Origin of the sequence: Pseudomonas sp. Kh14 (genome assembly GCF_900291005.1) — a bacterium.
Taxonomy (GTDB): domain Bacteria; phylum Pseudomonadota; class Gammaproteobacteria; order Pseudomonadales; family Pseudomonadaceae; genus Aquipseudomonas; species Aquipseudomonas alloputida.
Genome location: NZ_OLKJ01000024.1, coordinates 50429 through 63281 on the forward strand (window position 1 = coordinate 50429; position 12853 = coordinate 63281).

Sequence of the window (12853 nt, forward strand, 5' to 3'; positions counted from 1 at the left end):
TCACCCGCCCGCAGAAACCCGCGAGATCCAGGGAAGCTGGAAAAAATCTCGAGCCGTTGCGGTGGTATGCGCTGCCGTGTGCTCGGCTGACTCACCGCGATGCGAGGCCACTTCGCGCAGTACCTCCGGCAAGAACGCCGGCTCGTTGCGCCCACTCTTCGGCTTGGGCCGCAAGCTGCGTGGCAGCAGGTAGGGCGCGTCGCTTTCCAGCATCAACCGGCCTTGAGGGATGTTGCCCACCAGCGGATGCAGGTGCGTACCGCGGCGTTCGTCGCAGATCCAGCCAGTGATGCCGATATGCAGGTCCAGGTCCAGATAGGCGTACAGCGCTTCGCGCTCACCGGTAAAGCAGTGCACCACCGCGCCGGTCAGGTGGTCGCGGTAGTCCTTGAGAATCGCCAGCAAGCGCTCGCTGGCATCGCGCTCGTGCAGGAACACCGGCAGGCGCAGCTGCGCAGCCAGTGTCAGCTGGGCTTCCAGGGCTTTTTCCTGCAGCGGGCGAGGGGAGAAGTCGCGGTTGAAATCCAGGCCGCATTCGCCTACCGCGCGTACGCGCGGTTCGCTCAGCAACCGTCGCAGCTGGCGCTCGCTGTCGGCATCCCAGGCCTTGGCATCATGAGGGTGCACGCCGGCCGTGGCGAACAGGTGCGCGCCGCTTGCATCCAGTTGTTGGCACAGTTCCAGGGCTTGTTCGCTGACCGCCAGGCTGGTGCCTGTCAGCAGCATTTGCGTAACGCCGGCCTCCAGTGCGCGCTCGACGATTGCGGCTTGTTGGTCGTGGAAACTGCTGTTGGTCAGGTTGACGCCGATATCGATCAGTTGCATGGTGCTATCTCGTGCCGCGGGGCGGCCAGCATAGCAAAAACCGCGTTTTTCTGAAAAAACCAAGAACTTCATGCTGTTGCCGTGGTCTTTTACCGTCGTTTATCACTTGGCGGTGCAACCCATGGATGCCGCTCACCGACCACGGACACGTTTTCGCATGCAGCGATGCTGGCTCATTTTTCTGCTGACGCTGGGGTTGGCCTTTGCCGGTCCCGCCCAGGCGCGCTCGCCGGGGCCGCAGCAAAACATACCGCCTGCCAAGGTGCGTGACCTGGCGCAGATTCGCACCAGCAAAGTACTGCGAGTGCTGGTCAACCAGAGCCGCAACAGCTCTGGTGAGGTCAAGGGCGAGCCAGTCGGCATCGAGTATTATCGCCTGCGTGCCTTGGAGCATTTCCTCAATGCTCGCACCGCTGACGACCAGCAGATCCAGCTAAAGCTCATCCCGCGGGCCAAGGAACAGTTGCTGGGCGCCCTGGCCCGCGGCGAGGGTGACCTGGCTGCGCCCGGCGAGCTGCTTGACCCCACTACGGTGAGCGGTGTCCGGGGCAGTGCGCCGATACTCGACCAGGTGCCGCTGATGCTGGTCGGGCGCAAAGGCGAGCGAAGTTTCAGCAAGGTCGAACAGCTGTCAGGGCGTACCGTGGCCTTGACCAGCGCCAGTGCCGCCGGGCCGCTGATCCAGCAGGTCAACCAGCAACTGGCACTGCGCAAGCGGCCGCCGATCAAAGTGGAGTGGGTCGATTCGACGCTGGCGGTGGAGGATGTGCTGGAGATGGTACAGGCAGGCATCTACCACCTGACCGTGGTCGAGCAGCCCATTGCCCGGCGTTGGGCCCGGGTTATGCCGCGCCTGCGCCTGGACAGCCGGGTGCGCCTGGGGGCGCCGCAAGCCATGCGCTGGTATGTAGGGCGTGAAGCGCCGCAATTGTTGGCCGCAGTCGATCACTTTCTGCAAGGTTACCGCGCGCCAGATAACCAGGATGCGGCGTTCGAGCGCATCTACCGCCGCCAGTACCGTGTACACAATCCGTTGGCCAGCAAGGACCGCCAGCGTCTGGCATCGGTGCGGGCGGTGTTGCAGAAGCATGGCCAGGCGCAACAGATCGATTGGCTCAACCTGGCTGCATTGGCCTTCAAGGAGTCGACGCTCAACCCGGCTGCACGCGGTACGGGCGGTGCCCATGGCCTGATGCAGATTACCCCTTCGGCGGCCCAGCGGGTGGGGGTGAGCAATACTGCGACGGTAGATGGCAATGTCCTGGCCAGTGCCCGTTACCTGGCGCTTATCCGGCGCAAGTTTTTCGCCAGTACCAAGATCAACGAGCGTGAGCGCATGGCCTTTGTGCTGGCAGCCTACAACCTCGGCCCCGAGCGGGTTCAGGCCATGCGTGCAGAGGCTCGGCGGCGAGGTCTCAACGGCAACCAGTGGTTTTTCCAGACCGAACGCATCGCCATGGAGCAAGTGGGGATGGGACCGGTCAATTTCGTCAACAGCATCAACAAGTACTACCTGGCGTTCAACCGCGAACGCGCGGCGCTGGAGCGCGTAGCGAAGCGTTAAGCATCGATTTTATCGATTGTTATGTTGGGTTTTTTGCGATTTTCATATCAATAGAATTGATTATGATGGCGCCCATACCCACACAACTGCTTCACTTCAAGGACGCTTCGACATGAACAACACTACCCTCAACGCTCTGTTCTCTACACGTGCTGGCGCTGGCTTGAGCGTTATCCGCATCCTGGTCGGCATCATCTTCATGGCTCATGGTGCGCAAAAACTCTTCGGCCTGTTCGGTGGCTACGGCCTGGAAGGCACCGGCCAATGGATGGAAAGCATCGGCCTGGCGCCGGGTTACCTGATGGCCCTATTGTCCGGTAGTGCCGAATTCTTCGGTGGCCTGGCCTTGGTGGTCGGCCTGCTGGCTCGCCCGGCGGCCCTGGCGTTGACGGTGACCTTGATAGTGGCGATCGTTTCGGTGCACATCGGCAACGGCCTGTTCATGTCCAACAACGGCTACGAGTTCGCCCTGGCGCTGTTGGCCGGCACCGTTGCAGTCATGATCGAAGGCGCTGGCCGCTTCTCGCTCGACCGCCTGATCGCCCGGTAATCAGCTGCACGCTGTGAGCTACGAGCCGCAGGCAAGCGCGGGCCAATACTCGGCTTGTTCTTGCTTGCGGCTTGTCGCTTGCAACTTGGGGCTCATCGCTCTAGCATACCGCCTGCGCCGATTTAAACAGCTACTTGCGGGGCGCAGGAAAGCCCCACCTCCGGGCCGTCCGAAATACCGCTAAAGCGCTGGTTCGGTGACGCCTCCCACCGCTGCCCAGCGGGATTCGCGAGGCGGAGAGAAGCTCCATGAGTTGCCCACGTACCAGTGTCTGTTTGAGCCCTTTGCCTGCCAACCAGGCGTCCCGCACACCGCGCATCCTGCTCGGCGGCCGGCATCAGCCCACCCTTTTGCGTCATCTTGAAGGCCTGTCACGGCGCAAGGGACAGGCGCGTGCCTTTCTGATCCAGTTCGCCGATAGCGGCTGTCATCTCGCGCAGTATGGCAATGACCGTTTCGACCTGGCTGTGATCCAGGCGCCGGCACCGGACGAAGCCGCCGAAGTCATCGGCCATCTCACCCGCATCGCGCGTCAAGGCCTGATTACCCGCCGCTGAGGAATGCGCTATTGAGCACCAATATCATCACCACAGAAGGCCATGAGGCGCTGAAGAAAGAGCTGGACCACCTGTGGCGGGTGTATCGTCCGGAAATCACCCAAAAGGTTGCCTGGGCGGCTTCGTTGGGTGACCGCAGCGAGAACGCGGACTACCAGTACAACAAGAAGCTGCTGCGCGAAATCGACCGCAGGGTGCGATACCTGCGCAAGCGGCTTGAAGATGTGAAAGTGGTGGCGTACTCGCCCGAGCAGGAAGGCAAAGTGTTTTTCGGTGCCTGGGTTGAGATCGAGAACGACGAGGGCGAGACCATGAAGTTTCGCATTGTCGGCTACGACGAGATCTACGGGCGCAACGATTACATCTCGATCGATTCGCCCATGGCCCGTGCCTTGCTGAAGAAGGAGGAGGGTGATGAGGTGGTGGTGCATACACCTACCGGTGAAGCGACCTGGTATGTGAGCAGCATCCGTTACGGCCAGGGCGTCTCGACGGACTGACTGGCCCGTCTTGCGTCAGCTTGAGGCATGTGCTGTCCCGGCAGAAGCGCTGACAGCCAGGCCTCAAGCCTCGCGCAACACCGCCAGCGGGCTGGCATTCAACGCCCGCCGCGTTCCCAGCACCCCAGCACCACCCACCAGCAGTGCCCCCGTCAGCGGCAACACCAGCAGCCACGGGTGCGGGCTCCACTGCAAGTCGAAGGCATAGCGGTACAGCACCCAGGTAATCAGTTCGCAGCCCACGGCCGCCAATAGCCCGCTGGCCGCACCCAGCAGGCCGAACTCGATACGCCGGGCCTTGACCAGCAACGGCCGCGCCGCGCCCAGTGCGCGCAACAGTGCGCCTTGGCGAATGCGCTCGTCCAGCGTGGCCTGCAAGCCAGCGAACAGCACTGCCAGCCCGGCGGCCAGCACGAACAGCAGCACATACTCTACCGCCAGGGTTACCTGGGCGAGAATGCTGCGCAGCTGGTCGAGCAAGGCATCCACCTGCAGGATGGTCACCGCCGGAAACGCCCGTGACAGTGCGACGACATCCAGGTCATGCCCTGGCGCCAAGTAGAAGCTGGTCAGGTAAGTGGTCGGCAGCCCCTGCAGCGTGCCAGGCTGGAAGATCATGTAGAAATTCGGCTGGAAGCTGTCCCAATGCACGTTGCGCAGGCTGCTCACGCGGGCCTGGCGCTGCTGACCGCCAATATCGAACGTCAACAGGTCGCCCATCTGCAGTTTCAGGCTGCTGGCCAGTTCTGCCTCCACCGAAACCCCGGGAATATCGTTGTCGGCTGGCAAAGCTTGCCACCAGCTGCCGGCGGTCAGCACGTTGCCTTCGGGCAACTCGGCGGCCCAGGTCAGGCTGAGGTCGCGCTGCACGGCGCGCTCGCCTGCCGAGTCCTTGCTGACCACCTGCTGTACCGGTTTTTCATTGATTTGCACCAGGCGCCCGGGCGTTACCGGGTACAGCGGTGCTGAAGCGGCATTGACCTGGTGCAGGTGTTGAATGAACGGCTCACGGTCATCTGGCAGGATGTTCAGGGCGAAGTGGTTAGGCGCATCCTTGGGTAGCTGTGCTTGCCAGGTATCGAGCAGCTCTGCGCGCAGCAGGGCGACCAAGGCCATGGCCAGCAGTATCAGGCCGAATGCCAGGGCCTGGCCTGCTGCCGCCATGGGGTGGCGCAATAGCTGGCCCAGCCCCAGACGCCAGGTGAGTGGCGCACCGGCCAGCAGCTGGCGCAGGCTGCGTAAACCGAGCAACAGCAGGCCGCCGAGCAGAAGTGCAGCGACCAGGCCGCCACCGAGCAGGGCGAAGGTGAGTAGCAGATCGAGGCTCAGGCGCCACATTATCAGGCCCAGGGCGAGCAGGGCGGCGCCGTACACCAGCCAACTGCTCGCAGGTATCGGCAGCAGGTCACGGCGCAGCACACGCAGAGGCGGTACTTGGCCCAGTGCTGCAATCGGCGGCAGGGCAAAGCCAGCCAGTGCGACCAACCCGGTACCGATACCTGCCAGCGCTGGAACGATGCCGCCGGCGGGCACCACGCTCGGCAGCAAGCCGTGCAGCAGGCGGAACAGGCCCAGCTGAGCCAGCCAGCCGAGCAAGGCGCCGGCCAGGGCAGCGACCAGGCCGAGCATGGCCAGTTGCAAGCAATACAAGCCCAATGCCTGGTGGCGCGACAGGCCCAGGCAGCGCAGCAGAGCGCTGGCGTCCAGTCGGCGTGCGGCATAGCGACTGGCCGACAGTGCCACGGCCACGCCTGCCAGCAGCACAGCTACCAGGCTGGCCATGTTCAGGTAGCGTTCGGCTTTGCCCAGCGCGCCGCCGATCTGTTGGTTGCCATCGCGGGTGTCACGCAGGCGCTGGTTGGCGGCCAGGTCTTTTTCCACGGTGTGACGGTACTGCGCCAGCGCCTCGGCATCGCCGCGCCACAGGTCGCGGTAGGTGACCCGGCTGCCCGGCTGGATTACGCCGGTGGCCTCCAGGTCGGCCAGGTTCATCATCACGCGCGGGGTAAGGCTGTAGAAGTTGTTGGCGCGGTCCGGTTCGTAGGTAAGCACGCGGCTCATGCGCAGGGTTTTCATGCCCACGTCGATGCTGTCGCCGATTGCCAGCCCCAGTGCTGCCAACAGGCGCGGTTCGACCCACACTTCGCCAGGGGCAGGGCCGCCGCCGGGTGTTTCTCCGGCATAGGGTGCCGGAGCGCTGCGTACTTGCCCGCGCAACGGATAGGCGCCGTCGGCGGCCTTGACGCTGGACAGCTGGATGCCATTGTCGCCGCCGACCACGCTGGTGAACTCGACCACGCGTGCATGGCGCAAGCCCAATGCCTTGCCGGCATCGAGCTGTTGCTCGCGGGCCGGTGCGCTGCCCTGCAGTACCAGATCTGCGCCCAGAAACTCGCTGGCGCGCAGCTGCATGGCGCCGTTTAGGCGGGCGCCGAAATAGCCGATGGCGGTGCTGGCAGCTACCGCCACCAACAGGGCAAAGAACAGCACGCGCACTTCACTGGCGCGAACATCGCGCAGCAACTGGCGCAGTGCCAGGCCACACAAGCGGGACAGCGGCATACGGCTCACCGGGCCTCCATCGGCGCCACAAGGCGGCCCGCGTCCAGGCGGATCTGGCGCCGGCAGCGGCGGGCCAGGCGTTCGTCATGGGTGACCAGCACCAAGGTAGTGCCGCGCTCCTTGTTCAGCTCGAACAACAAGTCGCTTATGCGTTCGCCGGTGTGGCTGTCGAGGTTGCCGGTGGGTTCATCGGCGAATAGCACCGCAGGCTGCGCGGCGAAGGCGCGGGCGATTGCCACGCGCTGCTGCTCGCCGCCCGACAGCTGCCGAGGTGTGTGGCTCAGGCGCTTGCCCAGGCCGACCCGCTCCAGCAAAGTGCGAGCCTGTTCGCGGGCATCGCGGCGGCCGTCCAGTTCCAGTGGCAGCATGACGTTTTCCAGTGCATTGAGGCTGTCGAGCAACTGGAACGACTGGAACACGAAACCCACATGTTCGGCTCGCACACGGGCACGCTGGTCTTCATCCAGTGGCCCCAGGTCGTGGCCGGCGAGCATGACGCTGCCAGCGCTGGGCCGGTCGAGGCCGGCGAGCAAACCGAGCAGGGTCGACTTGCCAGAGCCCGAGGCGCCGACGATGGCCAGGCTGTCGCCTTGGGCCAGGTCGAGAGACAGTGCGTGGAGGATGGTAAGGTCACCTTCCGCGCTGGGGACCACTTTGCTAAGGTTCTGCGCAACGAGAATGCTGGGGCTCATGGAGAATCCGATGCGAGTGTGGTGGTTGAGTGCCGGTCTGGCCCTGTATTGCCTGGCCCAGAGCGCAGCGGCAGGAACACTGCTGGTTGTTGGCGATAGTATCAGCGCCGGTTTTGGCCTGGATAGCCGTCAGGGCTGGGTGTCTCTCTTGCAGGCCCGCCTCAGGGACGAAGGTTTTGACGACAAAGTGGTCAATGCTTCGATCAGTGGCGACACCAGCGCAGGTGGCCAGGCGCGGCTGCCGGCGCTGCTTGCAGCACATAAACCGAGCCTGGTGGTGCTGGAACTGGGCGGCAACGATGGCCTGCGCGGGCAGCCGCCTGCACAATTGCAACAAAATCTTGCCTCGATGATCGAGCATTCGCGTCAGGCAGGGGCCAAGGTGCTGCTATTGGGCATGCGCCTGCCGCCCAATTATGGTGTGCGTTACACCACTGCCTTTGCCAAGGTGTATGAACAGCTGGCAGCGGACAAACAGGTTCCTTTGGTGCCGTTTTTCCTCGAAGGGGTAGGGGGAGTGCCTGAACTGATGCAGGCTGATGGCATCCATCCGGCCCAGGGGGCTCAGCAGCGCCTGCTGGAAAATGCCTGGCCAGCGATAAAACCCTTGCTGTGAAGCTTTAAACGGGGCCGCCTTTGGGCTAATGTTGCGCCCCCCGTTTCGAGTGCTCCAAATGCCGCGCCCTGCCTGGTCCCTGTATGCCTATCAACTGATCGAGCCCGACGAGCAGCTCGACCTGTTCGCCTGCCAGGAAAGCCGCGTCCACCTCGTGGCCCGCCAGCTCGAGCTGGGCGTGCCGGTCGACCGTACTTTGTGTGGCGGCCTGCTGCCAGCCCAGCCGCGTTGGTCGGGGGTGCCGCGATCGATCTACCGCGATGGTCGCCTGTGTGAGCTGTGCCGTGCCATCCTCGATGCCCAGCGACGTGGCATGCGTCCGGTGTGGCCAGAGCTGCACGGCAGCTGAACGAAAAGCACCTTTCATCATCTGAAACGCTTGCAACGTGCCAATGCCTCCCGCTTGCATCGGCGCGGGTGTACAATCGATCCTCTTGACCCACCTTTCGAAGGATTTACCGGATGTTGCCGCGCTTTCCTGCCGTCACCCGTAGCCTGTCCCTGGCCGCCCTGTTGGTAGCGGGCCCCGCTGCTGCGCTGGAGCTGCCACTGCCACCGCCCGGTGAAGACATCGTCGGCCAAGTGCATGTGATCAAGGCAAAGTACGAGGACACGTTCGCCGATATCGGCACCGCGAATGACCTCGGCTACCTGGAAATGATTGCCGCCAACCCCGGCGTGGACCCTTGGCTGCCGGGCGCCGGTACCGAGATCATCCTGCCAACCCGTTTCGTTCTGCCGCCGGGCCCGCGCGAAGGCATCGTCATCAATCTGGCTGAGTACCGCATGTACTACTTCCCCAAGGGGGAGAGCGTGGTGTACACCTTCCCGTTGGGCATTGGTCGCGAGGGGTGGGGGTCGCCGATCGCCAACACCAGGATCACCGCCAAGACGCCCAACCCGACCTGGACGCCGCCCGCTTCGATTCGCAAAGAGCACGCCGAGGACGGTGATATCCTGCCAACTGTGGTGCCGGCTGGCCCGGACAACCCGCTGGGGCCGTTCAAGTTCACCTTGGGCGTACCGGGCTATCTGATCCATGGTTCGAACAAGAAGTTCGGTATTGGCATGCGCACCAGTCACGGTTGCTTCCGCATGTTCAACAACAACGTGCTTGAACTGTCGAAAATGGTGCCGGTGGGCACGCCAGTGCGCATCATCAACGAGCCTTACAAGTTCGGTATCAGCGCCGGCAAGGTCTATCTTGAGGCGCACACGCCGCTGGATGACCAGGGTAACCCGTCAGTGGTCGACAAACACACCGCAGTTATCAATGCCTTGCTCAAGCGTGAAGACCTGGCCAATAACCTACGCATGAACTGGGACATGGTGCGTGACGTGGTGGCTGCAGAAGATGGCATGCCGGTAGAAATTGCCGTGCCGGTGGAAAACCAAGGGGCCGCACCGATGGTGTCGAGCATTCCGCCCGAACTGCAGTAAGGTAATTTCGGCGTACCCAGGCCTGCCCTTAGTGCAGGCCTTTTCGTACCTGATGACCGCGTTTACCGGTTTCAAGGGCAATAAAAAAGCCGACCCACAAGTGGGTCGGCTTCTTAACAATCCGTGAGGATTATTACTTGCGGCTGGCTTTGTCCAGCATACGCAGGGCGCGCTCGTTGGCTTCGTCAGCGGTCTGCTGAGCCTTCTGAGCGGCTGCCATTGCGTCGTCAGCCTTACGGTAGGCTTCGTCAGCACGAGCTTGAGCGCGAGCTGCTGCGTCTTCAGTCGCAGTCAGACGAGCTTCGGTTTCTTTGGATACGCTGCTGCAACCGGTAGCCAGAACTGCGGCCAGAGCCAGAGCAGAGAATTTCAGAACGTTGTTCATCGTGTTCCCCTTCAAGGACTTTCTATTAAATAGCCATCTCTCAGGAAAGAGAAACTGGCCGGCGTACATAGTACCCATTACTTGTAGTAAGTAAACTGACAGAGCGCAAGAACTGCAAAAAAAATGTTGCTTGACTCCGCGCCGACAAGATTTGCGACGTGTCTGTGAAAAAAATCTGCAGGGTTCGCAAGCGGTTGTGCTGCAGGAACTTTTTTGTTGAACTAAGGGTGACTTTAACTGTCGATCAGCGTCTTAAGCCCTAGAACATCCGGTGGCTGTTGGGGCGGGCTTGGGAAAGTCACCCGGGCGGCGTTTCGACCTTTTTTAACCGCCACCACCTTGAGCATTCCCGCTCGGGGTGCCTACTATCTTGTGAGTGCCAGGCGATCCGAACGATTACAATCGTCCAATGGTCGAAGCGGCAACAGGTGGCGTAGAGGATTCTGTGCCGGATAAACCACCATCGGTTAAGGTAAGGGTCTGCCGAGAAGACCTGCGAGGAGTAGTGATGAGCGAAGCGCTGACCATCCACCATGACCAGGCCGGTCATCAGTTCGAGACCAACGTGGACGGTCATCGTGCCTACTTGACGTACATGGATCTGGGCAAGCAGACGCTGGACATCTATCGCACCTTCGTGCCCAACGCCCTGCGCGGCCGTGGGATCGCTGCCGCCCTGACCGAGCGGGCTCTGGAGTACGCCGATCAGATGGGTTACACGGTGATCCCGTCTTGCTCGTACGTGGAGCGTTACATGGAGCGCCAGCAGCGGCATTCGAGCAAGGCCTGAGCTGACGACAGGCACCAGACACAACAAAAAACGCCGGGCAGTGCCCGGCGTTTTTCATTCCCGTAATGTTCAGCCGCGCTTACGCTGCGGCAGCACATCCTTGAGCTTGGCATGCATGCTGCGCAGGGTTTTCTCGGTAGCCGACCAGTCGATGCAGGCGTCCGTGATCGACACGCCATATTGCAAATCGTCCAGGTTTTTCGGAATGGACTGACAGCCCCAGTTCAGGTGGCTTTCGACCATCAGGCCGATGATCGACTGGTTGCCTTCCAGAATCTGGTTGGCGACGTTCTCCATCACCAGCGGTTGCAGGGCCGGGTCCTTGTTGGAGTTGGCATGGCTGCAGTCGACCATGATGTTGGCCTTGATCTTGGCCTTGGCCAGGTCCTGTTCGCACAGGGCGACGCTGACCGAGTCGTAGTTCGGCTTGCCATTGCCGCCGCGCAGTACCACGTGGCCGTATGGGTTGCCCTTGGTGGTGACGATCGACACGCCGCCTTCCTGGTTGATGCCCAGGAAGCGGTGCGGCTTGGACACAGACTGCAGGGCATTGATGGCAACGGTCAGGCCGCCGTCGGTGCCGTTCTTGAAACCCACCGCCGAGGACAGGCCCGAGGCCATCTCGCGGTGTGTTTGCGATTCGGTGGTGCGGGCACCGATGGCCGACCAGCTGATCAGGTCTTGCAGGTACTGCGGAGAAATCGGGTCGAGCGCTTCGGTGGCGGTCGGCAGGCCCATTTCGGCCAGGTCCAGCAGCAGCTTGCGGCCGATGTGCAGGCCGTCCTGGATCTTGAACGAGTCATCCAGGTACGGATCGTTGATCAGGCCTTTCCAGCCGACGGTGGTGCGCGGCTTTTCGAAGTACACGCGCATGACCAGGTACAGCGTATCGGACACTTCTTCGGCCAGCACTTTCAGGCGCTCGGCGTATTCGTGGGCTGCCTTGATGTCGTGGATGGAGCAAGGGCCGACCACGACGAACAGGCGATGGTCCTTGCCGTCGAGAATATTGCGCACCACTTCACGGCCGGCAGTCACGGTCTGCAGGGCCTTGGCGCTGAGGGGGATTTCCTTCTTGAGCTGATCAGGGGTGATCAGGGTCTCGTTGGAGGCAACGTTCAAGTCATCGATCGGTAAATCAGCCATCGTGTTACTCGTCAGGTCACGGGTGCCGGCCGCCAACTATCCCCGTGCGGCCCAGCAGCAAGAATAATCGCAGCGGGGAGCCGAACCTTAGCGCGTTACAGATGGCACGACAATGGGCTGAACCCAGTCATTGTGGGGTTTTTACCTGAGCGAGGGTGTTGCGCGCGTATGGACTGCCCAGCGCTACGTAACCTGTGTAAAAAGAGTGCTGACCCTTTACCTGGAGATTGTCATGCATTCGCACCCCCCTCGCATCGGCATCATCGGCAGTGGCGCCATCGGCGGCTTTTATGGATTGATGCTGGCCCGGGCCGGTTTCGATGTGCATTTTCTGTTGCGCAGCGAGTACCAGGCCGTTTGTGAGCGCGGACTGAGCCTGGACAGTGCCGTGCATGGCGCACTGCACATGAATGTGCAGGCTTACGTCAGTGCCGCCGACATGCCGCCCTGTGACTGGCTCCTGATCGGGGCCAAGGCCACCAGCAACGAGCAGTTGGCACCGTTGATCGTCCAGGCTGCTGCGCCCGGCGCCAAGGTGGTGCTGTTGCAGAATGGCCTGGGTGTCGAGGAGCAGTTGCGTCCGGCCTTGCGCAGCGACATGCACCTGCTCGGCGGCCTGTGCTTCATCTGCGTCAACCGTCAGGCGCCAGGTGTAATCCGCCACCAGGCGCTGGGGGCGGTCAACCTGGGGTATCACAGTGGGCCGGCCACCGATTGCGGTGTCGCGCTGGTGAATGAAGGCGCCGGGTTGTTCCAGGCTGCGGGGATCGACTCGCAGGCCATGCCGAACCTGGCCTTGGCGCGCTGGCAGAAGCTGGTGTGGAACGTGCCTTACAACGGGCTGTCGGTGCTACTGGGGGCCAGCACTTCGCCACTGATGGCCGACAGCAATAGCCGCGAGCTGATACAGGCCTTGATGGCCGAGGTGGTGCAGGGGGCGGCAGCCTGTGGCCATGTACTGCCCGCGGGCTATGCCGAGCACTTGTTCCAGGTGACCGAGCGCATGCCCGACTACTGGCCGAGCATGTATCACGACCATGTCCACAAACGCCCGCTGGAGCTGGAGGCCATTTACGCCGAGCCGCTGGCACGCGCACGGGCGGCAGGCTGCAGCATGCCGCGCATTGAAATGCTGTACCAAGCGCTGAGTTTCATCGACAGCAGCGGCCGGCCGGCCTGAGGGTGGCCGAGGCTACGGCAGGGCCCTCCAGCCCACGGCAGCAGCG

At 62.5% G+C, this 12853-nt stretch carries 14 protein-coding genes; 9 read left to right on the forward strand and 5 right to left on the reverse strand.

Translation table 11 applies throughout. From position 1 onward, the window contains the following. Entirely contained in the window at positions 1-825 is an 825-nt protein-coding gene (locus tag FQ668_RS11260; protein WP_019438674.1) for a TatD family hydrolase, read from the reverse strand. A 157-nt stretch (positions 826-982) separates the two neighbouring features. Between FQ668_RS11260 and FQ668_RS11265 the strand changes: the two genes are divergently transcribed. The 4 genes from FQ668_RS11265 to greB all read left to right on the forward strand — a co-directional run bounded on the left by FQ668_RS11265 (position 983) and on the right by greB (position 3996). Next, entirely contained in the window at positions 983-2389 is a 1407-nt protein-coding gene (locus FQ668_RS11265; RefSeq protein WP_019438673.1) for a transglycosylase SLT domain-containing protein, read from the forward strand. 112 nt (positions 2390-2501) lie between these two features. Next, on the forward strand, positions 2502-2939 hold the full coding sequence (locus tag FQ668_RS11270; protein WP_010953281.1) for a DoxX family protein: 438 nt from the start codon (positions 2502-2504) through the stop codon (positions 2937-2939). Positions 2940-3187: 248 nt separating this feature from the next. Next, positions 3188-3496 carry a hypothetical protein gene (locus FQ668_RS11275; protein ID WP_014591670.1) on the forward strand — a complete coding sequence of 103 codons (309 nt, stop codon included), beginning with the start codon at positions 3188-3190 and terminating at the stop codon, positions 3494-3496. A gap of 11 nt (positions 3497-3507) precedes the next feature. Then, positions 3508-3996 carry a transcription elongation factor GreB gene (greB, locus tag FQ668_RS11280; protein ID WP_010953283.1) on the forward strand — a complete coding sequence of 163 codons (489 nt, stop codon included), beginning with the start codon at positions 3508-3510 and terminating at the stop codon, positions 3994-3996. Positions 3997-4059: 63 nt separating this feature from the next. Here the strand turns inward: greB and FQ668_RS11285 are convergent, their stop codons facing one another. Together FQ668_RS11285 and FQ668_RS11290 are read right to left on the reverse strand one after the other, a co-directional pair. Beyond that, positions 4060-6567, reverse strand: a complete 2508-nt coding sequence (locus FQ668_RS11285; protein ID WP_019438672.1) for an ABC transporter permease — start codon at positions 6565-6567, stop codon at positions 4060-4062. After that, positions 6564-7250 (reverse strand): ABC transporter ATP-binding protein, encoded by a 687-nt coding sequence (locus FQ668_RS11290; protein ID WP_010953285.1) that lies wholly within the window; start codon positions 7248-7250, stop codon positions 6564-6566. The genes FQ668_RS11285 and FQ668_RS11290 overlap by 4 nt, the downstream gene beginning before the upstream one ends. 10 nt (positions 7251-7260) lie before the next feature. Here FQ668_RS11290 and FQ668_RS11295 point away from each other — a divergent pair, with 10 nt between their 5' ends. The 3 genes from FQ668_RS11295 (at position 7261) to FQ668_RS11305 (ending at position 9306) form a co-directional block, all read left to right on the forward strand. Further along, on the forward strand, positions 7261-7866 hold the full coding sequence (locus tag FQ668_RS11295) for an arylesterase (protein ID WP_014591667.1): 606 nt from the start codon (positions 7261-7263) through the stop codon (positions 7864-7866). Positions 7867-7924: 58 nt separating this feature from the next. Continuing rightward, the gene (locus FQ668_RS11300; RefSeq protein ID WP_014591666.1) at positions 7925-8215 is read left to right on the forward strand and encodes a hypothetical protein; all 291 of its coding nucleotides are present in this window, start codon (positions 7925-7927) and stop codon (positions 8213-8215) included. Between the two features lie 113 nt (positions 8216-8328). Next, entirely contained in the window at positions 8329-9306 is a 978-nt protein-coding gene (locus tag FQ668_RS11305) for a L,D-transpeptidase family protein (protein WP_019438671.1), read from the forward strand. A gap of 133 nt (positions 9307-9439) precedes the next feature. Here FQ668_RS11305 and FQ668_RS11310 read toward each other — a convergent pair whose 3' ends face one another. Next, on the reverse strand, positions 9440-9691 hold the full coding sequence (locus tag FQ668_RS11310) for an Lpp/OprI family alanine-zipper lipoprotein (protein ID WP_003250288.1): 252 nt from the start codon (positions 9689-9691) through the stop codon (positions 9440-9442). Positions 9692-10199: 508 nt separating this feature from the next. On the opposite strand from FQ668_RS11310, the gene FQ668_RS11315 reads away from it, so the two are divergent. Then, positions 10200-10481, forward strand: a complete 282-nt coding sequence (locus tag FQ668_RS11315; protein WP_014591664.1) for a GNAT family N-acetyltransferase — start codon at positions 10200-10202, stop codon at positions 10479-10481. A 69-nt stretch (positions 10482-10550) separates the two neighbouring features. Here the strand turns inward: FQ668_RS11315 and FQ668_RS11320 are convergent, their stop codons facing one another. Beyond that, positions 10551-11627, reverse strand: coding sequence for a 3-deoxy-7-phosphoheptulonate synthase (locus FQ668_RS11320; protein WP_014591663.1), 1077 nt, complete (start codon positions 11625-11627; stop codon positions 10551-10553). 232 nt (positions 11628-11859) lie between these two features. Between FQ668_RS11320 and FQ668_RS11325 the strand changes: the two genes are divergently transcribed. Then, entirely contained in the window at positions 11860-12807 is a 948-nt protein-coding gene (locus FQ668_RS11325; protein WP_019438670.1) for a putative 2-dehydropantoate 2-reductase, read from the forward strand. The last annotated feature ends 46 nt before the right edge of the window (positions 12808-12853 follow it).

Excerpts from the sequence above, each read along its gene's own strand:
- FQ668_RS11260 (WP_019438674.1), bottom strand. The coding sequence starts at position 825 with ATGCAACTGATCGATATCGGCGTCAACCTGACCAACAGCAGTTTCCAC.
- FQ668_RS11315 (WP_014591664.1), top strand. The coding sequence starts at position 10,200 with ATGAGCGAAGCGCTGACCATCCACCATGACCAGGCCGGTCATCAGTTC.
- FQ668_RS11325 (WP_019438670.1), top strand. The coding sequence starts at position 11,860 with ATGCATTCGCACCCCCCTCGCATCGGCATCATCGGCAGTGGCGCCATC.
- FQ668_RS11290 (WP_010953285.1), bottom strand. The coding sequence starts at position 7,250 with ATGAGCCCCAGCATTCTCGTTGCGCAGAACCTTAGCAAAGTGGTCCCC.
- FQ668_RS11320 (WP_014591663.1), bottom strand. The coding sequence starts at position 11,627 with ATGGCTGATTTACCGATCGATGACTTGAACGTTGCCTCCAACGAGACC.
- FQ668_RS11295 (WP_014591667.1), top strand. The coding sequence starts at position 7,261 with ATGCGAGTGTGGTGGTTGAGTGCCGGTCTGGCCCTGTATTGCCTGGCC.
- FQ668_RS11310 (WP_003250288.1), bottom strand. The coding sequence starts at position 9,691 with ATGAACAACGTTCTGAAATTCTCTGCTCTGGCTCTGGCCGCAGTTCTG.
- FQ668_RS11300 (WP_014591666.1), top strand. The coding sequence starts at position 7,925 with ATGCCGCGCCCTGCCTGGTCCCTGTATGCCTATCAACTGATCGAGCCC.
- FQ668_RS11265 (WP_019438673.1), top strand. The coding sequence starts at position 983 with ATGCAGCGATGCTGGCTCATTTTTCTGCTGACGCTGGGGTTGGCCTTT.
- FQ668_RS11270 (WP_010953281.1), top strand. The coding sequence starts at position 2,502 with ATGAACAACACTACCCTCAACGCTCTGTTCTCTACACGTGCTGGCGCT.
- FQ668_RS11275 (WP_014591670.1), top strand. The coding sequence starts at position 3,188 with ATGAGTTGCCCACGTACCAGTGTCTGTTTGAGCCCTTTGCCTGCCAAC.
- FQ668_RS11305 (WP_019438671.1), top strand. The coding sequence starts at position 8,329 with ATGTTGCCGCGCTTTCCTGCCGTCACCCGTAGCCTGTCCCTGGCCGCC.